The organism is Clostridium tyrobutyricum (assembly GCF_019144085.1).
GTDB classification, from domain to species: Bacteria; Bacillota; Clostridia; order Clostridiales; family Clostridiaceae; genus Clostridium_B; species Clostridium_B tyrobutyricum_A.
Genome location: NZ_JAHHUY010000016.1, coordinates 45923 through 68602 on the forward strand (window position 1 = coordinate 45923; position 22680 = coordinate 68602).

Annotated in this window: 25 protein-coding genes and 1 riboswitch; of the genes, 5 read left to right on the top strand and 20 right to left on the bottom strand. The window is 31.1% G+C overall.

The genetic code is table 11. The annotated features are described in order from the left end of the window. Positions 1-102 precede the first annotated feature (102 nt). Entirely contained in the window at positions 103-618 is a 516-nt protein-coding gene (locus KM800_RS08730; RefSeq protein WP_217812730.1) for a Gx transporter family protein, read from the top strand. Between the two features lie 75 nt (positions 619-693). Here KM800_RS08730 and rnfB read toward each other — a convergent pair whose 3' ends face one another. The 7 genes from rnfB to KM800_RS08765 all read right to left on the bottom strand — a co-directional run bounded on the left by rnfB (position 694) and on the right by KM800_RS08765 (position 6263). Further along, positions 694-1548 carry an RnfABCDGE type electron transport complex subunit B gene (gene rnfB / locus KM800_RS08735; protein WP_217812731.1) on the bottom strand — a complete coding sequence of 285 codons (855 nt, stop codon included), beginning with the start codon at positions 1546-1548 and terminating at the stop codon, positions 694-696. Positions 1549-1564: 16 nt separating this feature from the next. Further along, on the bottom strand, positions 1565-2143 hold the full coding sequence (locus tag KM800_RS08740) for an electron transport complex protein RnfA (RefSeq protein ID WP_217812732.1): 579 nt from the start codon (positions 2141-2143) through the stop codon (positions 1565-1567). Next, the gene (gene rsxE / locus KM800_RS08745) at positions 2143-2766 is read right to left on the bottom strand and encodes an electron transport complex subunit RsxE (RefSeq protein WP_217812733.1); all 624 of its coding nucleotides are present in this window, start codon (positions 2764-2766) and stop codon (positions 2143-2145) included. Before rsxE ends, KM800_RS08740 begins: the two co-directional genes overlap by 1 nt. 1 nt (position 2767) lies before the next feature. Next, positions 2768-3319, bottom strand: coding sequence for an RnfABCDGE type electron transport complex subunit G (locus KM800_RS08750; RefSeq protein ID WP_217812734.1), 552 nt, complete (start codon positions 3317-3319; stop codon positions 2768-2770). 4 nt (positions 3320-3323) lie between these two features. After that, positions 3324-4316: an RnfABCDGE type electron transport complex subunit D gene (locus tag KM800_RS08755; RefSeq protein WP_217812735.1), complete on the bottom strand. Its 993-nt coding sequence runs from the start codon at positions 4314-4316 to the stop codon at positions 3324-3326. Between the two features lie 15 nt (positions 4317-4331). After that, positions 4332-5720: an electron transport complex subunit RsxC gene (gene rsxC, locus KM800_RS08760; protein ID WP_217812736.1), complete on the bottom strand. Its 1389-nt coding sequence runs from the start codon at positions 5718-5720 to the stop codon at positions 4332-4334. Between the two features lie 129 nt (positions 5721-5849). Then, complete coding sequence (locus KM800_RS08765; protein WP_217812737.1) at positions 5850-6263, bottom strand: SoxR reducing system RseC family protein; 414 nt, start codon at positions 6261-6263, stop codon at positions 5850-5852. A 311-nt stretch (positions 6264-6574) separates the two neighbouring features. Between KM800_RS08765 and KM800_RS08770 the strand changes: the two genes are divergently transcribed. Next, positions 6575-7054: a hypothetical protein gene (locus tag KM800_RS08770; RefSeq protein WP_217812738.1), complete on the top strand. Its 480-nt coding sequence runs from the start codon at positions 6575-6577 to the stop codon at positions 7052-7054. A 24-nt stretch (positions 7055-7078) separates the two neighbouring features. Here KM800_RS08770 and KM800_RS08775 read toward each other — a convergent pair whose 3' ends face one another. Further along, positions 7079-8182 carry a D-alanyl-D-alanine carboxypeptidase family protein gene (locus tag KM800_RS08775; RefSeq protein ID WP_217812739.1) on the bottom strand — a complete coding sequence of 368 codons (1104 nt, stop codon included), beginning with the start codon at positions 8180-8182 and terminating at the stop codon, positions 7079-7081. Positions 8183-8337: 155 nt separating this feature from the next. Between KM800_RS08775 and KM800_RS08780 the strand changes: the two genes are divergently transcribed. Beyond that, entirely contained in the window at positions 8338-8880 is a 543-nt protein-coding gene (locus KM800_RS08780) for a DUF2953 domain-containing protein (protein ID WP_217812740.1), read from the top strand. 21 nt (positions 8881-8901) lie between these two features. Continuing rightward, a complete protein-coding gene (gene ytfJ / locus KM800_RS08785) occupies positions 8902-9333 on the top strand; it encodes a GerW family sporulation protein (RefSeq protein WP_217812741.1) in 432 nt (143 codons plus the stop codon). Between the two features lie 47 nt (positions 9334-9380). On the opposite strand, the gene KM800_RS08790 is transcribed toward ytfJ, so the two are convergent. From KM800_RS08790 to KM800_RS08805, 4 genes are all read right to left on the bottom strand, one after another. Continuing rightward, positions 9381-10487, bottom strand: a complete 1107-nt coding sequence (locus tag KM800_RS08790) for an amidase domain-containing protein (RefSeq protein ID WP_217812742.1) — start codon at positions 10485-10487, stop codon at positions 9381-9383. 98 nt (positions 10488-10585) lie between these two features. After that, positions 10586-11488 carry a M15 family metallopeptidase gene (locus KM800_RS08795; protein ID WP_217812743.1) on the bottom strand — a complete coding sequence of 301 codons (903 nt, stop codon included), beginning with the start codon at positions 11486-11488 and terminating at the stop codon, positions 10586-10588. A gap of 77 nt (positions 11489-11565) precedes the next feature. Then, positions 11566-13608, bottom strand: coding sequence for a methyl-accepting chemotaxis protein (locus KM800_RS08800; RefSeq protein WP_217812744.1), 2043 nt, complete (start codon positions 13606-13608; stop codon positions 11566-11568). Between the two features lie 126 nt (positions 13609-13734). Further along, entirely contained in the window at positions 13735-14127 is a 393-nt protein-coding gene (locus KM800_RS08805; RefSeq protein ID WP_217812745.1) for a helix-turn-helix domain-containing protein, read from the bottom strand. A 166-nt stretch (positions 14128-14293) separates the two neighbouring features. On the opposite strand from KM800_RS08805, the gene KM800_RS08810 reads away from it, so the two are divergent. Further along, on the top strand, positions 14294-14452 hold the full coding sequence (locus KM800_RS08810) for a hypothetical protein (RefSeq protein WP_217812746.1): 159 nt from the start codon (positions 14294-14296) through the stop codon (positions 14450-14452). Between the two features lie 45 nt (positions 14453-14497). Here the strand turns inward: KM800_RS08810 and KM800_RS08815 are convergent, their stop codons facing one another. The 8 genes from KM800_RS08815 to cysC are packed head-to-tail and all read right to left on the bottom strand — an operon-like array spanning position 14498 to position 22441. After that, positions 14498-16330: a GTP-binding protein gene (locus tag KM800_RS08815; protein ID WP_217812747.1), complete on the bottom strand. Its 1833-nt coding sequence runs from the start codon at positions 16328-16330 to the stop codon at positions 14498-14500. Positions 16331-16390: 60 nt separating this feature from the next. Next, on the bottom strand, positions 16391-17191 hold the full coding sequence (gene cysD, locus KM800_RS08820) for a sulfate adenylyltransferase subunit CysD (RefSeq protein WP_217812748.1): 801 nt from the start codon (positions 17189-17191) through the stop codon (positions 16391-16393). A gap of 50 nt (positions 17192-17241) precedes the next feature. Continuing rightward, positions 17242-18024 (bottom strand): ABC transporter permease, encoded by a 783-nt coding sequence (locus KM800_RS08825; protein ID WP_187115131.1) that lies wholly within the window; start codon positions 18022-18024, stop codon positions 17242-17244. Next, entirely contained in the window at positions 17951-18790 is an 840-nt protein-coding gene (locus KM800_RS08830) for an ABC transporter ATP-binding protein (protein WP_017751063.1), read from the bottom strand. The genes KM800_RS08825 and KM800_RS08830 overlap by 74 nt, the downstream gene beginning before the upstream one ends. A 33-nt stretch (positions 18791-18823) precedes the next feature. Next, positions 18824-19849, bottom strand: a complete 1026-nt coding sequence (locus KM800_RS08835; RefSeq protein WP_217812749.1) for an aliphatic sulfonate ABC transporter substrate-binding protein — start codon at positions 19847-19849, stop codon at positions 18824-18826. 10 nt (positions 19850-19859) lie between these two features. Next, positions 19860-20174: a 4Fe-4S dicluster domain-containing protein gene (locus KM800_RS08840; protein WP_217812750.1), complete on the bottom strand. Its 315-nt coding sequence runs from the start codon at positions 20172-20174 to the stop codon at positions 19860-19862. Next, a complete protein-coding gene (locus tag KM800_RS08845) occupies positions 20158-21846 on the bottom strand; it encodes an adenylyl-sulfate reductase subunit alpha (RefSeq protein WP_217812751.1) in 1689 nt (562 codons plus the stop codon). The genes KM800_RS08840 and KM800_RS08845 overlap by 17 nt, the downstream gene beginning before the upstream one ends. Before the next feature lie 4 nt (positions 21847-21850). Beyond that, positions 21851-22441, bottom strand: coding sequence for an adenylyl-sulfate kinase (gene cysC / locus KM800_RS08850; protein ID WP_217812752.1), 591 nt, complete (start codon positions 22439-22441; stop codon positions 21851-21853). Positions 22442-22583: 142 nt separating this feature from the next. Beyond that, positions 22584-22680: riboswitch (SAM riboswitch) on the bottom strand. This riboswitch is flagged as partial in the annotation.

Sequence of the window (22680 nt, forward strand, 5' to 3'; positions counted from 1 at the left end):
GTTTACTATTGTAAATGTATTCACACTGTAGTAAAATTTCATTGTATCAAATTCTATAGTACAATAAATATATAAAAATTTATTTGGATTGGGTTGAATATAATGGCAAATAAGACTACCAAAATGATTTTTTTAAGTTTTCTTACAGGTATAGCTTTAGTTATATATGTTTTGGAAAGTCAAATCCCTGTATTAATACCCGGAATAAAACTTGGACTTGCCAATATAATTTCATTGACAGCCTTGATATTATTCGGATGGAAAGAAGCACTTATAATAATGTTTCTAAGAACTTTTCTAGGTTCCATGTTTTCAGGAAGCATGTCAACTTTCATGTTCAGCATAATTGGAGGTATACTCAGCAATGTAGTAATGATTTTATTATACACGTTCTCTAAAAATTCTTTAAGTTTGTGGTCTATAAGTATATGTGGAGCTGTATTCCATAATATTGGACAACTCTTGGTAGCTGCATTTGTAGTTCATGATTTAAGAATATATATATATTTACCTCTACTTTTAATTTCTGCTGTCATTACAGGATATTTCATAGGTCTGTGTGCAAAATTTTTATGTGAAAGATTAAAAAATACAAAAGTTTTTAAAAAGCAGCTGTGAAATTCTAAAATAAAAACAGCTCTTAAAAACAATATGTATAGTTGTTTTTGAAAGCTGTTTTTTGTCTTACAGTTGCTATTTAACTGCAACTTTTTCTTTATTTTGTTTGTCATTATTTAAATTCAATAAAATCCCTTTAATAGCTCCTGTAGGACATTTAGTCAAACACTTTTCTTCAGAACATTCATTTATACAAATTTCAGGATTTACTACAGCTAGATTATCTTCTATTTTAATTGCATTATGTTCACAATTTCTGCTGCACATTCCACATCCAAGACATCCTACAGTACAGTTTTTACGAACTTTAACACCTTTATCATGAGAATTGCACTGAACTTCCACTTTCGCACCTACTGGAATTAAAGATATTACATTTTTAGGACATACACTTGCACACTTTCCACATCCTATACATATATCTGTATCTATAAGTGGAATACCATTTTTGCCCATCATCATAGCATCAAAAGGACAATTTCTTACACATGTCCCAAACCCTATACATCCAAATGAACATCCTTTAGGACCACCTTGGAGAAGATTGGCAGCAGAACAGTCCCTTACACCTTGATACTCATATCTTCTAACTGCATTTTTTAAATTTCCATTACACATGACATGAGCTACTTTAGGTTCCATTTCTTCAGCTGCCTTTCCAGTTAACTTTGCTACTTTTTCGGCTACAGCTGCCTTTCCTGGAACACAAAGACTTGGTGATACTTCTTTGTCTAAAACAACAGCTTCTGCATAAGCACGGCATCCTGCATACCCACAGCCTCCACACTGTCCTTTTGGCAATTCATCCTCTACTAGATCTATAAGTGGATTGGATTCTATGGCAAATCTCTTATTTGCATATCCCAGTACAAGTCCAAATATCAATCCAATAACCGTCATTACAATTAATACCATAATTGCAGTATTCATAATTAAAATCCCCTTTCTATATGGCTATCATACCTGAGAAACCCAAGAAAGCCAGTGCAAGCATTCCCGCTAATATAAAAGCAATTCCAAGGCCTTGAAGCGGCTTGGGTACATCTGCTAATCTTAATTTTTCTCTTAAGCTTGCCATTAAAATTATTGCAATGGCAAAACCAAATCCAGCTCCTATGGCATTTACTACACTCATTAAAAATGTATAATTTGATTCTACATTTAAGAGAGGTACTGAAAGCACAATACAGTTTGTAGCTATTAATAGAAGATAAATTCCCCACATGTTATAAAGTGCAGGAGCCTGTTTTTTAATTATCATCTCTAAAAGTTGAACAAAACTTGCAATAAGCAATACAAAAACAACCGTAGTCAAAAATGTTAAATTAAAAGGTAAAAGTACAAAATGGTATACTACCCATGCAAGCATTGAACTAAAAGTTATAACAGAAGTTACCGCCATCCCCATTCCAATTGAAGCATTAAGATTTTTGGAAACTCCAAAGAAAATACATAATCCTAAAAATCTTGTTAAAACAAAGTTATTTATAATTACAGAACTTATAAACAGTGTAAGATATGCCATTACATGTCACCTCTACTCATTTTTAACTTTTCCTGATGTTGATTGTATACTTTAACTATAGCAACTAAATATCCAATCAATATAAAGGCTCCAGGAGGCAAAATCATGATAAGGGCAGGATTATACCATGCACCCATTACATGCATGCCAAATACAGTACCAGAACCAAGTAGTTCACGTATTACACCAATTATAAGAAGTGCTGCACAAAAACCAGCTCCCATACCAAGACCATCAAAGAATGATGGAACTACTGAATGCTTAGATGCAAATACTTCTGCACGGGCCAATATAATGGCGAAAACCACTATAAGTGCTAAGTATATACCTAAAGCTTTGTACAATTCAGGTGCAAATGCTTGAAGTACAAGCTGTACAACAGTAACAATTGTAGCTATAGATGTTATATAAACAGGTACTCTTACTTTCTGGTTTACAAATTTTCTAATTATAGATACAACTGTATTATTGGCAGTTATAACGAACATTACAGCTAGTCCCATTGTAAGTGCATTTATTGCTTCACTAGTTACTGCAAGTGCAGGGCATAAACTCAATGCAAGTACAAAAATAGGATTTTCTGAAATTATACCTTTTTTAAATATGTTCCATAATCCTTTCATGTTATTTACCTCCCGTATATTTAGTAACTTGAATTACAGCTTCCTTAATACCTTTAGTAACAGCTCTTGAAGTTATAGTTGCTCCTGTCATTGCCTGTATATCCTTGGTATCTGACTTGTCCTTTGTTACTGTTAGATTTTCAGAATTTTTATTTTTAAATTGATTTCTAAATTTATCATTTGCAGCATTTGCTCCAAGTCCAGGTGTCTCATTATGTGATACAATACTAAAATCTATAATTTTCCCCTCAGGCGTAACAGCAACCAGCATAGTTATAGCTCCACCATATCCTTTGCTTTGAGCAGGTACTATATATGCAATGGTTTTATTTCCCTTTATTGCTGAATACCAATCTTTTTTGCCATTTACAGATTTAAAGTTATCTGCATTTTTTACAAGCTGCTGCATGGACTCATTTTTCAATTCTATCTGTTTTTTTGCAGCTACTGGAGCTGTAAAATAATATGTTGTTGCGATTATGATTCCAGATATAAAACAGGCGGCTGTTAAATTTCTAGCAATACTAAAAACAGAATATTTATCTTTTGCCATAATACTACCTCCTCAATCCAAATTTAACTGGTTTTACAAGACGATCAATCAATGGTGTAACAGCATTCATTAAAAGTATTGAATAACACACACCTTCTGGATAACCACCCTTTAATCTTATAACGCTGGTAATAGCTCCTGCTCCTATAGCAAAAATAATTTGTCCCTTTAAAGTTATAGGAATAGTAACCATGTCAGTTGCCATAAAAAATGCTCCTATAATAAGTCCTCCAGCCATCATGTGAAATACTGGATCTCCTGTAAAAAATCCACTAGGTCCAAAAATCCATGTTAAAATTCCGACAGTTGCAATCATTACGACTGGAACCTGCCAGTTTATATAGTGTTTATATATAAGAAAAGCTCCTCCCAAAACAAGCAATATTGTACATGTTTCTCCTATACATCCATTTCTATTTCCTAAAAAAAGTGCTTTATAAAGATTTCCTGTTCCCCCAAAAGTCTGAACCAATTTAGAATATCCATCAAGTTTTAAAATTCCAAGAGGAGTAGCAGAAGATACAACATCTACACTGGTTGTCATTTTACTCCATAATGTCATGGCTGCAGGCCAGGAAGCCATAATAGCTGCCCTACCTATATGAGCAGGATTAAATATATTGTATCCCAATCCACCCATTGATTGTTTTGAAATTGCTATAGCTATAAATGACCCAATTCCCACCATATATGCTGGTATAGTAGGAGTAACACACATCGCAAGCAAAAGTCCAGTTAAAAACGCACTACCATCGCTTACGGTTATCGGTTTATTCCTTATTTTTTGTATTACAGCTTCAGTTATAACTGCTGATAAAATACTAACTATCATAATCTTTAGTGCCGCCAGTCCAAAATGGTAAATTCCAAATATTGCTGCCGGTGCCAGTGCTATGTTTACACTCCACATTATTTTCGATATAGACTCTTCACATCTCACATGAGGTGAAGATGAAACAGTAAAAATCTTATTTTTTGTCAGTTCTGTCTCTGCCATTTTATAATCCCCCCTCTATTTTTCCACACTCGTCTTAGCTTCTACACCTTTAGTATCTGCTTCCTTGGCATTAATTTTATTATTTAAAATTTTTGCTTCTGCTGCATTTTTAGCTTTTGAATATTTAATATACTGCACAATATTTCTTTTAGCTGGACAGGAGTATACACAACTTCCACATTCTACACAATCCAAAAGATTATATTCATCTTTTGCTTCCTTATAAAGATCGTTTTGTCCAAGTATACTCAGCATACTTGGGTTAAGCCCCATAGGACAGGCTTGTATACATCTTCCACATCTTATACAAGGTGATTCTCTTCCTGAATTAACTTCATTCTTAGTTAGAGCCAATATTCCAGAAACACCTTTAATTATAGGAATGTCTAAGTTTGACTCTGCAAATCCCATCATTGGGCCACCCATAATTATCTTCACTGGTTCTTTTGAAAATCCGCCACAAAAATCAATTGCATCACTAAAGCTTGTACCAATTCTTATCAAAAGATTTTTAGGAGAATTTATTGCGCCTCCACTTATTGTAGTTATTCTTTGAATTAAAGGAATTCCACTCTCTACTGCATCACTTATTGCAATTAACGTTCCAACATTTTGGACTACAACTCCAACATCTGCTGGAAGTCCACCTGAAGGTACTTCTCTTCCTGTCAAAACTTTTATGAGCATTTTTTCAGCTCCCTGTGGATATTTGGTAGGCAAGCTTACAACCTGTACATTATTAATATCAGAAAAAGTTTTCTCCATACTTTTTATAGAATCAGGTTTGTTATTTTCTATTCCAATATAACATTTTTCAGGCTTTAAAATTTTCATTACTATCTTCATACCAGTTGCTATTTTATCCTGATATTCTATCATGGCTCTATGATCTGCTGTTAAATATGGTTCACATTCAGCCGCATTTAAAATAAATATATCAATTTTTTTATCTTTGGGTGGAGAAAGTTTTACGTGAGTAGGAAACGTTGCTCCTCCCATTCCCACTATACCATTTTCTTTTATGATTTCCAGAATATCACTTTCATTTAAATCTTCAAATTTACGTGTTGTGGGAATTCCTTCCATCCACTCATCTTTTCCGTCGTTTTCAATAACTATAGCCTTGCATACTCCAAAAGTAGGATGAGGATAATTACCCACATCAATTACCTTTCCTGAAATAGAAGCATGTATATTACTTGATATAAAGCCTCCACTTGCAGCAATTATCTGACCTTTCTTCACTTCATCCCCTTTCTCTACCAATGGAGATGCTGGAGCTCCAATATGCTGCCTTACCGGTATAACAACCTTTGCAGGTACAGGTGCAATTTCAATGGATTTATCTGATGTATATGTCTTGCTTCCATTTGGATGGACTCCACCTCTAAAACTTTTTATCACTATTAACACCTCTTTCTATTAATTCTTAATAAAATTACTTATATATTAAATTATAGAAATATTATCATTGATAATATTCCTATAATAAAATATTTATGATAAAAACTTATGATCAATTCATAAGCTTATCTATAAAATATGCTTTATAACAGGCTTTATAGATTCTTTCTTTCCTGCTGACTTATCAAAAACCTTTACACATAAAAGTGACAAAATAAATAGTATAACTGCTCCTCCTATTTGAAATGCTTTTAAATTTCCTCCAATCTTATTAAATATAAGTGTTCCGATTAGTGCCCCCAGGAATATTCCAACAAGAGGCAGTATATACACAACAAATGCTGCTTTTAGCATGTTTGTTCCTTCTATTTCAAATGTGACATGCTGACCAGGTTTTGCACCAATTGGATTTCTAGCATTTACTACAGATGCTGCTGCTCCAGGACAAGCTCCGCAATTTGCACAATCTCCATGATTGCTAGTTCTAACCTTAGCCATTCCATCTTTAGCTTCAATTACAATACCTGAAGATTCATTTTTCATTTATTTTACCCCCATGATATATTATTATCCAACTAATATAAAAAATCTCTTATATAATTAATTATATCATATATTGATAAATTTAACTTTTTTTATATTTATTTCTGTATAATCGTTTACTTAATGTACAATAACTATACATTAAGTAAACAAACATATAGCGACAGCACAATTTTAAAAAATATGCTGTCGCATTAACTGCTTTAAATAAACGTGATAATCATATCAGTTGTTAAAAATTTATAAATATTTCCTATATTTTTTTATTTATGATATTATAATTATAATACAATTTGAAGGTGATATCAATTATGGATAGTAATAAAAAGAAAGTTTTAAAAAATATATGCAAATACTGTGTAAGCAACTATATCGTATCAAACAGTTCTCCTATAATATCTTCACTTATATATCATATATGCAAATTTTTAGACATGGATTCAATGGCAGTACAAGGTATAGTAACCTTGCATATAAATGAAAATTCAAGTAAAAGTTTCGCACACTGTTTCAACGTATGTGATGGAATTATAATAGATGCAAGCATATATGAATATGCACTTATAAACAGGAGAATATCTCATATTATACCTATGTATATAGTTGATAGTATTCCCTACAACATAAGTTATACTGTACAAAATGAGATACCCATAGATTATAGATTTAAATTTTCCAACGAATTTGTAAATAATATACTAAATGAAATCAAATCCGTTGACGATATTTACTTGAAAAAATTCAATTTAATAGATGATGCTAAAAAGAAAAATTTGTTTTATTGTCGTTAATCATCATTGGATACATATTTATTTTTAATGAAAAAACGGCAATATAAATTTTTTACCAAGTTTTACTGAATTACCTGCCTTAAGTGGAGAATTGTATATTTTTTTACCATCTTTATATATATATAGTTCTCCTACATTGTCACCTTTTTTTACTGTAGATATTATCTTCTGTGGTTTTACAATTTTAGAAGTATATTTACATCTTTTATCAACAGGTATGACTACATCTTCTCCATATTTCAGTTTCAATTGTTTCTTACCTACATTTAATTTCAATGCAATTTTACCTTTTGAAAACATTTTTTTGAATTCATAATTTTTACTTACATAATCATATATTTTTTTGGTTTCCTTCCATCTTCCGGGGCAATTTAAAACTACCATGACTATATCATTCCCATTAAATTTAGCTGATGTAACAAGACATTTTCCCGCCTTTCCAGTATACCCGGTTTTTACTCCATTGGATTGTGGAATTTCCCATAAAATTTTGTTTATATTGTGATAGCTTCTGCTAAATTCATTCTTTTCTTCATCTACATCTTTTGAACCTACAATATCATTGAAAAGTTTGTTTTCTTTAGCTTTACTTGCAACTAGTGCTAGATCATATGCAGTAGAATAGTGTTCATCTTTATCAAGACCATGAGGTGTTTCAAAATGAGTATTTAATATCCCTATTCCACTAGCATATTCATTCATCAATTTTACAAATTCTTCTACACTTCCGCTTACTCCTTCTGAAATTGCTATGGCCGCATCATTTCCGGATCTAAGCATAAGTCCATACAAAAGCTCTCTCAATTTTATTTTTTCACCTTTTTTATAACCTACTGTAGATCCTCTTACACCTGCTGATCTTGCTGAGATTTCCACTTTTTTATCTAAATTTCCATATTTTATAGCTACAAGGGATGTCATAATCTTCGTGGTACTCGCCATAGGAACCAATTCATAAGCATTTTTTTCATATAGAACTACTTTAGATTTGCTATCTATGGCTACTGCACATCTAGCATCTATATAAGGAGACTTATCTATAGCAGCAAACACATTATTGTCGCATATATTAATTCCTATAAATAAAACCATAATAAATACCAAAGTTTTTTTTAATTTCCCACCCATACTTTTGCCTCCTGACTTTAAATATTTTATTCAAAATTATCTAAATATATTTTTTACTAAAATATTTAAATTAATCTTAAAATTAATTCCATATAAGTATATATTTCTATATTTAGGTTATATTTATTAATATATTAGAATTAAGGTGGTATAAGTTGTTTATTTTATTTATAGTTATAATGTTTTTGATTATTATTTTTATACCTTTTCCTGTGAAATTACATGTTTTTTATAATAATAAAAAATTGCATTTATATTTTTTTAATATAAATATATTGAATAAGATTACATCAAATAAAAAAAGATTTGATATAAATTCGGCTAATTCTACCAGGCAACTGGCAAAGACTATAAGGAAATTCAGAATAGTCTTCAAACGGCTTTTAAAAATTAAATATAAACCCCAAATCAGCATTGATATAGATATGGTCTATGGACTTGATGATGCTGCATATACTGCCATATTATACGGATTAATAAATGCTTTGACTCCTTCATTATTAATACTATTATCTAAATTATTCATATTAAAAAAGCAAGAAATAAATATAAAACCCTGTTTTAACAAATCTTATTTTAAATTAGAAATTAATAGTATAATTTACGTAAGTTTTGTAAAAATTATATATATAATCTTATCATTATATATTGATAATAAAAGTCTTAAAAAATTAAGAACTTCTGTTAACAAGATATAATCAAATAGAGGAGGTATTCATATGGATAGTCATCCTATAGAAAATTTATTAAAAAGCACCATGGAGAATCTTAAAGATATGATAGATGTAAATACCATAGTTGGAGATGCAGTGGAATCAAAGGATGGTTCCTTAATAGTTCCAATATCAAAAGTATCTTTTGGTTTTGCTTCCGGTGGAAGTGAATTTGACACAAATAAAAAAGATGAATCAAAGCCGGATTATCCATTTGGTGGTGGTTCCGGAGCTGGAGTAACTGTTAAGCCAGTAGCATTTTTAGTTACTAAAGGAGATTCCATAAGACTTTTATCTCTGGATCAACATAGTACCTACGATAAAATAGTTGATTCAGTTCCTCAAATAATGGATTACATAAAAGATATGGTTTGTTCTAAAAAATCCAAAGATAAATCTTCAGATGATACTGTATCAGATACTGGAGAAGGCATTTAAAATATAAAAATTCAGGCTTGGATTTTAAGCCTGAATTTTTATCTGTATTAATAGTGAACTCTTATAAGCCAAAATTTTATATTTTTATCATTCCATCCCAAGTCCCATGGAACCTTATCCCTGTCTGTATTATGACATGTTACCAAAGCATATCCCTTTGAATCCAGACCTGTTACTGTTGATATATGCGTTATGTCACCTTTCTTTTCGTAAGCAACAAAATCTCCTGGTAAAAGTTCATAAGAAGCCTTATACACTTTTTCATAACTTCCATGAGCTACAATTGAAGCTCTTCCGCTGTATATCATGTAATCTTTAAAGCCGTCTGCATTTAGCCATGATCGCGTAGCGCCCTTTTTATCATAGCTCCATGTAGAATTTTTTCTGAATTTTCCGCCTTCACAAAGTATTTGAGATGCAAAATTTGCACAATCCCCTCCCTGTGAATTATAATTTCTATATTTTTTATTATATGTGTATCCAAATTTTTCTTCAGAAGCTAATCCGCAATATCTGTCTGCATACTCAATTGCTCTTTTTCTTCTATCACTAATATTGGAAATATCTTTGGCAGTATGAGAAAGTATATATTTTTTTATGGAATCTACTTTTAAATTGTTTATTTTAAGTGAATCTGCAAAAGGATCCTTATACCATTCCTTTGTAATAATCCACTTGTCATCTCTTTTTACAATGTTTAATATATGAGAGGTTCCTATCCTAAATACCGTTATATCCTTGGGCGTATCTACATATGAATATCTATATTGTGTAGAACATATCAAATTCACTGATAGTTTATTATCACCTTTTTCTCGAATTTTCCTAACAACAACTTTAGGTGTTATATCTATAAACTTTATACTCTGCTTTTCAGCCCAATTTTTAATATACTTCATCTTCTTTTCTTCATATTCATAAGCCCAAGTCCCATACTTTGTGTTTTTATCGTATATACTTTCTACGAGTTTAAGATTTCCATCTAGTATTGCCTTATTTCTGTCACTAAATATCTTTTGAATGGAACTTTGAATTTCATCTTTATTGTATGTTTCTTCAGCTTTAACTTTAAATACAGCTATGTTCATAAACAAAATTAAAATAATAATTATATTTATAAAATTATTATTTAGTTTTCCCTGATAATATTTCATAGCAATCCCTGCCTTAATAATTATAAATTTAATTGCTACAAATATTGTTACCAGTTAAAAACAAATACATTCAGTTAATTGTATCCAAAGTTTGAAATTTAGTTTAATTCATTATCAATTCTGTCAATATATCCTTTTACTATACTATCTTCATATGGAGCCCCATCATACCATTTATTCAAACTATTTTCCCTGTTTCCAAAATATTTTGATTTTAAAATTATTTCCGGTCTATATTCAAAATGCAATATATCAAAATGGCTCCATTTTCCTCCCCATACAAAATTATTTTTTTCAAAAACATCTACAATTTCTTTAGGATATGATTTAATTCTACTAGTTCCTTCTTTTTCAGTGGTCCACTTCCAATAATCCCTTCTATCTCTTGCTAAATCTATAGCTATAGCAAATGAATGAGGACTTTTTAAATTGGTTCCAGAAATATTTCTATAATTGTAAGTACCACTATATGGAAATAGCGAAGTGGAAATATTGCCATTTTTTTTGGACATAGATACTAATTCCTTGATGGCACTTTCAAGACAATCTGATGCCTTATTGTTTTTATTGAATTGCAGATTTCTATATACCAAATTTGCAATTTCAAGATTTTTTTCTATCTGACTTCTAGAACCGCCATATACTTCTTCCAAAAGAGGATAAACTCTAAATCTTCCCGGATCTGAGTCTTTGTCCATAACCTTGTCAATACTGCCAAGTGGATAAACTTGTTCCATCATATCCTGAATATCTGTATTGAATAATTTTTCATCAAAACTTTTTTCTCTTTTGTCATCATACAATATCTTTCTTCCAGACTTCATTATGATGTATACATATCCATTCTCATCTTTTATTACAGTTTTAACATATTCAGGGTATGCCATCATAATACACAATAGATCTTGTTTCATCTTCACACTATAATCTTTAGATTCCTCTGCCTCAACTGAAGTACTAAATATAAAAATTGCTAAAAGTATAAGCATTATTTTTTTCATAATTTCACCACCTTATATGATTTATAATTATTTTTTACCATACTTATAATACTTATACTTTAAATTAAAATGTAAAATTATAGATGGAATTTATCTATCACATCATGCAGCGAATCAACACTTTTTTTATTATCAATAGCACTGGAATTAATATTATCAATTTTTTCAGATATGTTGTTGGTTTTTTGAGATATATTCTGCATTCCTCCTGCACTTTCAGTTATGGTTTGTGCCATCTCTGCCGTAGATTTTACTATTCCCTCAATAGATGCATTTAATTCTTCAGAAACTGCACTAAAGTCCATCATGAAATTATTCATGGTTAATGAATCTTTATTGTATTTATCTGCTATTTGTACCATTTTTACATAGTCACCTGAAATTGCATTTTCTAAAAATTCCAAAGCACTATTTGAGCTGTGAACTAATTTACCTACTGCACTTTCTACTAAATCAACTATATTCTTTATATTGTTTGCAGTTTCACCTGACTCCTGTGCCAATTTTTTAACTTCATCCGCAACTACTGTAAATCCCTTTCCTGCTTCTCCTGCTCTTGCAGCCTCTATAGATGCATTTAATGCTAAAAGATCTGTCTGTTTTGTTATATCTATTATTGATTCAGTGAGTTCATTTATTTTATTTACAGCCTTGCTGTCTTCAATGGCAGTTTCCAATTGAGTTTTTACACTTCTATATATATTATTAGCATTATCTTGTGACTGATTTGATGACTTTTTAAATTCATCTGCTCTTTCAGCAATATCCTCTGAAATACCAGAACCCTTTTCTGCCTTATTTGCCATATCATCAACTGCATTTGACATTTCTGAAGAAGCTGATGATATTTCCTGAGCTGCAGCTGAATTTTCCTCTATACCTGCAGATATATTTTCAGCCTCAGTAGAAGTATCGTTTATATATGTTTTTAATTCTTCTGTAAGATTTTCTAGAAAAATAGCATTTTTATTTACCTTATCAGATATACTGAGTAACTGCCCTACTGCATTTCTCAGTGTAGATCGCATTGAAACTATAGCTTTGTATATAATCCCTATTTCATCTTTGGATTTTTCCAAATAATCATATTGATTATTCTTATTTAAATTATTTAAATTTAATTTTGCAGTACTGTTTACAATATCAGTTATATCCTGTATAGGATCAATTATTTTCTTGGATAAAAGTATACCTGCAAAAATGGCGATTACTGCAACTATAATCATTATAATTATAATCATTATAGTAACTTTTCTAGCTCCTGAAAGTATTGCACTTTTATCAGCAGTAACCATAAATATCCAATTTACATTTGGAACTAAATTTAAATAACTTAATTTTTGCTTACCTTGATATTTATAGCTTATATAATTTGAAGCTATAATTTTACGATTTTGAATTTGTTTGGACAAATTTTTAAGCGAGTCATTGAGTAAAGGTTTACCTATTTGACTGACATCAGGATAAAATACTATATTTCCACTTTCATCCACAAGACAGGCATAGCTTCCCTTTGTGTTGGATATTGTTATATTTTTAAATGATTCTGAAAAACTTTTGGCAAAAACTGCAGATGCTGTATATCCGTATATTTTACCTTGTATCCTTATTGGACTTGCAAATATTATTATTTGTTGAGCCGTGGATTTTGATTTCATTGTTTCACTAATAGTATCTTTTCCTTTTAGTACTTCCATATTATAGGCTCTATCTGATATATTTTTATTTATCAAATTAGAATCACTGTCAGCTATTATAGTACCTGACTTATCTACAATGAATGCATGTTCCAGATTTCCCTGCTGTTTTACATAATTACTTAATTCAGCACTGGATTGTTTCACTGCATTTTTATATTCTGTTGATCCATAAGATCCACTGTTCAATTGCAAAAGATCTATTACCGATTTTTTATTTGACATACCATCCATCTTAACTTTTTCTTTGTCTATCATATGATTTAATGTTATTATATAACTTGATGTTAAGGATTTCATTTCAGCTCTACTAACATCATAAAGTTTAGTTGATGTTTGATGGTATACTACAATAGAAGAAACTATCATAGTGATTAAAATAAGCATTCCAATTAAAAGTGGCACTTTCCTTTTTATACTCAAATTATTACCTCCCCAAGTTTAATTTATATAGATATATATCTATATATTATATAAATCGTACATTTATTTTAAAACTTAGCCTATATATATATAAAGTGGAGAAAATATTCTCCACTTAATACTTTTTTACTTTATATAAGGTATAATAAGTTTTATCATTCTTTCTATTAAATCCAATTCTTTTTTAGAACATTTACTCAATAAAAAATTTAATCTGCTTATCTTGTCGTCATTTTCTGCCAATTCTATGTACTTTGACGAATTTTCCTTTATATAATCTTGACTATTAATACTTTTACCATATATTAAATAATCGGTAGTTACATGAAGAGAATCGGTTATCTTTACTAATGTAGGAAGACTCATCTGCCTTTCCCCTCTCTCCAACTGTCCTATGTAAAGTACTGATAAATTGACAATTTCAGCAAACTTTTCTCTTGTAAGTTCTAACTTTTCTCTTTCTCTGCGAAGTCTATTTCCTATTTCCTTATTGTGAATATCGTCCAATTTATCTATCAATTCGTCTTCACTCCTGACTTTACCTATTAATATAACTTTATACATAACAGTTGATTTCATAAATAAGCTGTTAGCAATTTTTATTTATTTGCAAATAGCATATTTATCATGTAAAATTAATAGATACAAAACTATTCTACAAAATTATTCATATGGAGTGTTTTAAATGGATGATACCAATTTGGATAAATTAAGAGACCTTCTGCATTTACTAATTTCATCAAATGCAGACTATAATACTATTTTGTATGTAAGCCAAAAATTAGATAAGGTCATACTAAAATTCATGTATGAAAATTCGAGAGAAAATAGTACAGAAAAATAGATAGCTATAATAAAATCATAGCTATCCATTAAAAATAAAATTCAATTAATATCCCAATATATTTATTATGTCCCTTACCTTTACATCAGAATTAAATTCCGCGTTGTCTACATACAATGTTATCACTGGATATTCAGATCTTTCATATTCAAATATTGAGTCACTGTCTTCACTAAATACTGAAGGATTTCTCTTCCTACATACACCTTCTTCAGCATCTATCAATATCTCAACATAATTTTCCTGTCCAATTATATTTTGAGCATATTTCCTGTCTTCTTTAAATCTGCTGACAGATGTAACTATAGTTATAATTCCACTATCTGCAAATAAATTGGCAACTTCCGCAATTCTTCTGGTCTGTTCATGGGCATCTTCAGGGGTAAATGCAAGATCTGCACTTAGACCAAACCTTAAATGAGATGAATCAAGATAATACGCCTTTTTTCCAAGGTCCATAAGTCTTTTTTCCAGTTTTACTGCTATCTCATTTTTTCCACATCCAGGCAACCCGGTAAGCCATACAACTTTTCCTTGTTGTCCTAAATTGTTTTCTCTGTCTTTTCTTGATACTAATCTCTTTCTTATAGATATATTTTTACTTTTTACTTCCCCTATTTCTCTTTTAAGTGAATCTTCTACTGCAGAAACAATTCCGCCGCCACTAATATCATAGCCATCTACTATTACAAATCTTCCAGTGGATTGAAGTTCACTGAATTTATCAAAACAAATTGGATTTTTGGTCTTTATAGTTACTTCAGCTACATCATTTTTCTTTATATAATTGCGATCATCACTATTATCAAGTGTAGCTGCATCTATTATCTTATTTATTGATAGTATATTGAATTCAGCTTCCTGAGTTTCAATTTTTAATTTATATGTTTTATCTTTTACAAGATTATTGTCTCCAAGCCAAAATACATTGGCATTAAATACATTTCCCACAGTTATAGGACCATCTCTGTGGCATATAAATTCTCCTCTTTTATTGTAAAATTCATCTTCTACAGTAATTCCTACAGACATTCCTGCAGTTACTACATCTTTCTTGTCTCTATCCTGCCATGCTTCAATGGATTTTACTTTTGTAGTTTTACCTGAAGGATAGATTACAATTTCATCTCCATTTTTGAGAGTACCCGATTCGATTCTTCCAGCTATAATCCTTCTGCTGTCAAACTTGTATACGTCTTGAATTGGAAACCTTAGTTCCTTTTCTTCAATTCCCTTGTCTTTCTCCACACTGTCCATACTTTGTAAAATATTTTCCCCATTATACCATGGCATATTTTCTGATTTATCAGCTACATTATCGCCATTGGCAGCTGAAATAGGTATATATCTTTCTGGATATATATTTATATTGTTTAAAAATTCATTGAATTCTTTCTGAACTTGATTGAATCTTTTCTCTGAATAATCTACCAAATCCATTTTGTTTATAGCTACAAATACTTTCTTTATTCCAAGAAGAGACAATATGTACCCATGTCTTTTTGACTGCTCCTGAACCCCTTCTTTAGCATCTATAACCAAAATTGCCGCCTCTGCACTAGCTGCTCCAGATATCATGTTCTTTAAAAACTCTTTATGACCTGGTGCATCTATAATTACATAATCTCTTTTTTTAGTAAAAAATTGAAGCATGGTTATATCTATAGTTATACCTTGTTTTTGTTCCTCTTCAAAGGCATCCAGAAGATATGCATATTCAAATTTTTTACCATTTTCCTCTGATATTCTCTTTACTTTTTCTATTTCACCATCAGGTAATGATTTTGTATCGTAAAGTAATCTTCCTATTAAAGTAGATTTACCATGATCTACATGTCCAACAACTACTATATTCAAATTTTCTCTATCTTTCGCCATTTGATCTAAATCCTCTCTATAATTATAATTGTCAATCATTCACTTTACATTGTGAATTGTCTACATATATCCTTCTTTTCTCAATTTTTCAAGAGCATGGGCATCAGCTTTATCCTGGGCTCTTCCAGATCTTTCAGTCTCATTTGTGTTTTTAAGTTCCTCAATTATTTCATCTACTGTAGATGCATTTGAATCTATAGGATTAGTACATGGACCACATCCAAGACTTCTATATCTCTTCCCATTTTTTGCGAAATATAAATCTACTACTGGAATATTTTCTCTCTTTATATATTCCCAAATATCGAGTTCAGTCCAGTTTATAATTGGATGTACCCTTATATGATTTCCTTTCTTGAAATCAGTTTTGAATTGATCCCACAACTCTGGAGGCTGATCTGTATAATTCCATTTGGATTCAGCATTTCTCTCACTAAATACTCTCTCTTTAGAACGTGATCCCTCTTCATCTCTTCTTATACCTACTATTAGTCCTTCAAACTTATACTGGTCGACTACCTGCTGAAGGCCATCAGTTTTAAGAGCTTTACAACAAACAAGTCTTCCTTTCTCAGGTCCCATTCCTTCTTTTAATGCCTTGGTATTTGTATGAACTATCAGATTTAAATTATATTTTTTGGCCACATTATCTCTGAATTCTATCATCTTTGGCATTTTAAAGGTTGTATCAACATGTATAAGTGGAAATGGACAATTTCCAAAAAATGCTTTCTGTGCCAACCAGAGCATTACTGTAGAATCTTTTCCTATTGACCACAGCATTCCAAGTTTTCCAAGTTTTTTATATGCCTCCCTAAAAATATAAATACTTTCAGCTTCTAATCTGTCTAAATGATCCATTTATATATTCCTCCTTGTATACTAAAAATCATCTAAAATATATATAAACTTTAAGATCTTCTATCTAATCCACATTTATATCTTACATTTTTCTCTAATTTTTCAAATATAAATTTATCAAATAGCAATCCCAAAATTAATATTACAATCATAACCGCCATAACCTGACTTATATCTGCTATATTCCTTCCAACCATAAGAACCTGGCCTAATCCTTGTGTAGCAGACAACATTTCACCTGACATAAGTGCTCGCCATGCAAAAGACCATCCCTGTTTCATTCCTGTTATAACTGCAGGCATTGCTGCTGGAATTACAACATTTAAATATAATTTCCATCCTTTAGCTCCCATAGTTCTGGCAGCTTTCATATAAAGTGGATTCACATTTTTTATACCTGATTCGGTAGCTATTGCTATAGCAAATGTAGAACCAATAGTAATAACAAAAAGTATGGCTTTTTCATTTAATCCACACCATAATATTGCAAATGGAAGCCAGCATAAACTAGGAAGTGTCTGCATTCCAAGTATCAATGAACTAAAGTTTTCATCAATATATTTATATTTAACTATAAGCAAGCCTATAGCTACTCCTATAACTAATGATATAAAATAACCTATTACCAATCTTCTCAAGCTAACAACAATTGCTATACCAAGTGTATTATTACTAATGAGTGTAATAAGAGTTTTGGCTACAGCTATTGGCGAAGGAAATGTATATGGCTTCCATATCTTAAATATGTCCACATTTAATTTATATACCATTTCCCATATTATTATCAGGATTATGTAAAAGGCCACTCTCTTCAATACTCCAATCACTGTCATATTCCGATCTTGCAACTTTTTCCACCTCCTCTTTAAGATCTTTCATTACTTCCGCTACTACATAAGATAGATCTATATTTTCAATTGTTCTTGGTCTTGCCAGTTTTATACTAAATTCTCTCTTTATCTTACCGGGATTTGCAGCCATAACAACGACCCTGTCAGCTAAAAGTACGGCTTCTTCAACGTTATGGGTTACAAACACTATGGTTTTTTTCGTCTGCATCCATACTTTTTGAAGTTGCAATTGAAGTATACTTTTAGTCTGGCTGTCAAGTGCTGAAAATGGTTCATCCATCAAGAGAACCTTTGAATCCAAAGTCAATGCTCTTGCAAGAGCAACTCTCTGTCTCATACCACCTGACAATTCATGAATATATGAATTTTTAAATTTCGTCAAATGCACCATTCTAAGATATTTCATGGCTTTATCTCTTCTCTCTTCTTTTGGTACGCCTGCTATTTTCATTCCAAACTCCACATTGTCTATCACTTTAAGCCATGGAAAAAGTGCCGAATCTTGAAACATCATAGCTCTATCCACACCTACATTTTTTATCTCATTGCTATCTAGAAAAACTTTGCCGGAAGTAGGTTGTTCAAGCCCTGCTATTATATTCAAAAGTGTTGACTTTCCACATCCGGAAGGCCCTAAAAGGCATATGAATTCTCCATCTTTAAAAGATATATTTATATTATCCAATATTAAACTTTTCTTCGTCTTTGTAGTAAATCTTTTACTTACACCCTCTATAGTTAATGACAACTATATCCCTCCTTTTACATAAACATGAATATATTATTCAATTTGCTTCAAGCCCTCTTCTTTTAGTACTTTATTTAAGGGTTTAAGATTAACAAGATTCTTTGTATCTGGTTTTTTCTGTAAAAATCCAGCATAAATCGAAAGATCTACCATTTGATTTACAATATCTTTTTCTGGATCGTTAGTAATTCTTATTCTACTAAAAGAAGAATCCATTACACTTTTTGGGAAAGATTTTTGGGTTAAACTATAAATCTGCTTATTTACCAAATCTTCTGCATCAGCAGTATTCTTCTGTATATACTGAGTGAGTTGTACGTGAGTTTTTAAAAATTTTTCCACCAATTCAGGATGTTCTTCTAGAAATTCTTTTCTAACAAGTACAACTGTTACAGGATAATTTCCCTGTCTCCAAACTTCATTATAATCAAGAACAACTTTAGCTCCAACTTCTTTTTCCAATATTGATCCCCAAGGTTCAGGTACAAGTGCTGCATCTATCTGCTCTGTAACCATTAAAGATTTAATAGCTGAATTGTCAGACTGCACTATTTCTACATTTCCGCCTTTTGTCTTATCTTTCAGTCCATATTTTTTAAGTATATTTCTAAGTGAAAGATCCTGGGTATTTCCAAACTCAGGTACAGCTATTCTTTTATTGGCAAGCTGTTTCAGGCTTTTTATATTTACATCTTTCCTTGAGACCAATACTGATCCAGCATCTGCAGCTCCTGAAATAATTTGTACATCTCCACTAGATGCCGTATATCCATTTATAGCAGGACTTGGTCCTATATATCCTATATCTATTGACCCCGACAAAAATGCTTCTATTTCAGAAGATCCTGCATTAAATTGATGCCAATTAACTTTAATATCTTTTCCAAAAGCCTTTTCAAAACTTTTATTTTGTTTCCCAATTAATGCCTGTGAATGAGTTATATTAGGGAAAAATCCTATATTTACTGTTTGGGAGTCTGTTTTTTTATTACTACAACCTGAAAATACAATTAAAATCAACACAGTCAATAAACCAGCTGTAATATTTTTTATCTTCATTTGATCCTCCCTAATATTTATTTGATTCTTTTCTACTAGTATTAACTACTATTTTTTTACCATTTTTATCTACTATATTCCATTTCAATTCATCTGTATTCTGACTAGTATATAAATAAGCTCCATTTCCACCTATGTCAGCACCAAGATAGTAGTGAATTGCTCCAAATTCACATTCTTTAACACATGCAGTGCATCCCCAGCAGTCTTTTTCATATTTTATATAAGCTTTTCTACTTTCATTGCTGTATATTAAACTTCCTGGACAGACTTTAATACATTTAGAACATCCAATGCACTTGTCAGCGTCAATTCTTATGCTCATATACAACATCCTTCCTTACTATATTTCTAAATATAATATTTATTTTTCCATTTTTATAAACTGAATTTACATACTTGAACCAGTTTTCATCATCTCTTTCAGGAAAATCACCATTATCTTCATAACACTTCCATCGAGTTTCATGTCTTGCATTTAAATGTGCTATTAGAACTTTACACACATACAATCTATCAATTAATTCATATATAAATAAAAGTTCATGGCAGTCCTTAGCACTTAAATCTTTACTTATCTCAAGTAATTCGTCTATTCTCTTTTCAGCCATCTTTAATTTTTGTGTATTGTAGCTGTAATTTTGAGATACACCTCCAGCATATTCATCCATAGTTTTTTGCATTGACTCTTCTAGCTGTTCTGTGCTGTAAAAGCTTTCTTCGTTTTCAAAAAATCTATTAACTTCATCCAATTTAATTTTTACATGATTTTGATCTAAATAATCCATTGTTAAATCTTTTATATATTTCAATGCTGAATCTGAAGCTATTTCACCTTCTGCAAAACATCCTGTAGCATATTTTTTAGGACTGCCTCCATTTACATCTCCAGCTGAATACAGACCTTTTAAAGTTGTGGCTCTCTCAGCATCCACCCAGTATCCACTAGCAGTATGTCCACCTACTATATATGGCTCAGTACCTTCAATTTCCACATTCTCTATTGATGGCATTCTTTCATTGTCTATCCATTTAAGAGCCTGACTTGGAGCCATATTCAAATAGGCTTTAACCAAATCACTTTCTACCATTTTGGTAATATGTCTGGTCTTTAAAAAACATGGTCCTTTTTTATTTTTATTTTCAGAAACTGTAGCATAAAGTCTATTTATAGTAGTGGGTTTTCCATACTTATGAACATACTCTTCTCCAATACCATTTATCTGAACAGCTCCAATTCCCTGAGCTATTGTACCTGTAGGAGCTATTGTATCCTTACACCTCAGTGCAATAAATCTCATCTCAAAAGTAGTCATTTCAGCACCTGCCCTTATACCCATAGCATATCCTGCTCCAGTATTAAAAGGAGAATACCACATTTTATGCCTTGAAAATCCGGGATTATTAGGCTTGTATATTCCAGATGCCCCTCCAGTCGTACATATAACTGCTTTTGCATATATCACCAAAAATTTATCTTCATATACTGAAAACCCATAGGCTCCTATAATTCTATTATCCTTATATATATAATCTATAATATTTACTCCATTTAATACTTCTATGTTCTTTTTTTTATCAACAGCTGATGCAATTATAGGCTTTATATTTTCACCATTTATCTTTATGCTGTGCTTTCCTCTTTTAATATATTTCCCCTCTGTATCTTTTAAAATTGGAAGTCCCATTTTCTCTATTTCTTCAGTTACACTATTGAATTTTTCAGCTGCAGTATATACTAAATCTTCTCTTATAACTCCATTAAATTCTCTCTTTACATAGTCTAAAAATGATTGCGGAGTTTCACCATCATTTATATAAGCATTTAATGCATTTATTCCTGCGGCTAGACATCCACTTCTCTTTATATTTGCCTTTTCAGCAATTATTATTTTTATATCATCATGTTTTGCCGCCCTTAGTGCTGCAAAACATCCAGCTGTACCTCCACCAATCACTAAAATATCTGATGATAATACATGAGGCTTCAATTTCATTCAATCACTTCCCCTCTTCTGCCAAATACTTAATTATTTTATCAGCACATTCTTCCACACTGTTTAAATATGTTGATACAATTATTTCAGGTTTATCAGGTTTTTCATAAGGAGAATCAATTCCCGTAAAGTTTTTTATTTCACCTTTTCTGACTTTTTTATATATTCCCTTCGGATCTCTCTTTTCACAAACTTCAATTGGACAATCTACATAAACTTCTATAAAATCTTTTCCCATTAAATTTCTAACTTCGTTTCTGTCTTCTTTAAATGGTGATACAAAAGTAGCAATGGTTATAAGTCCTGCATCTACAAACAATTTGCAGACCTCACCTATTCTTCTTATGTTTTCACTTCTGTCTTCTTTTGTAAATCCAAGATTTGAATTAAGTCCATATCTTACATTGTCCCCATCTAAAAGATATGTAAGCTTGCCTATTTCATAAAGTTTAGATTCTAAACATGAAGCTACAGTAGATTTTCCTGAACCCGAAAGTCCTGTAAACCAGATAAGCACTCCGTTTTGATTTAATAATTTTTCTCTTTTAGTCCTATCTATATCCATTTTATGCCAAACTATATTGGTTGACTCCATATCAAAAAATTTCCTCCTTCAGATAGTTTATTAAGGTACAGCTGTGCAGTAGAAAATCGAAAATAGCAGAAAAATAAAACCGCTTTCCCAACCGATAAGAAAACGGATTATTGTTACAAAAACAATTTTACCTATAATTATTTTCTTATCTTTCAGAAATATCATTCCGTAGGAATTAACACCGATACATCAAATGAAAATGCCGGTTGTCGGGCTTCATAGGGCCAGTCCCTCCACCT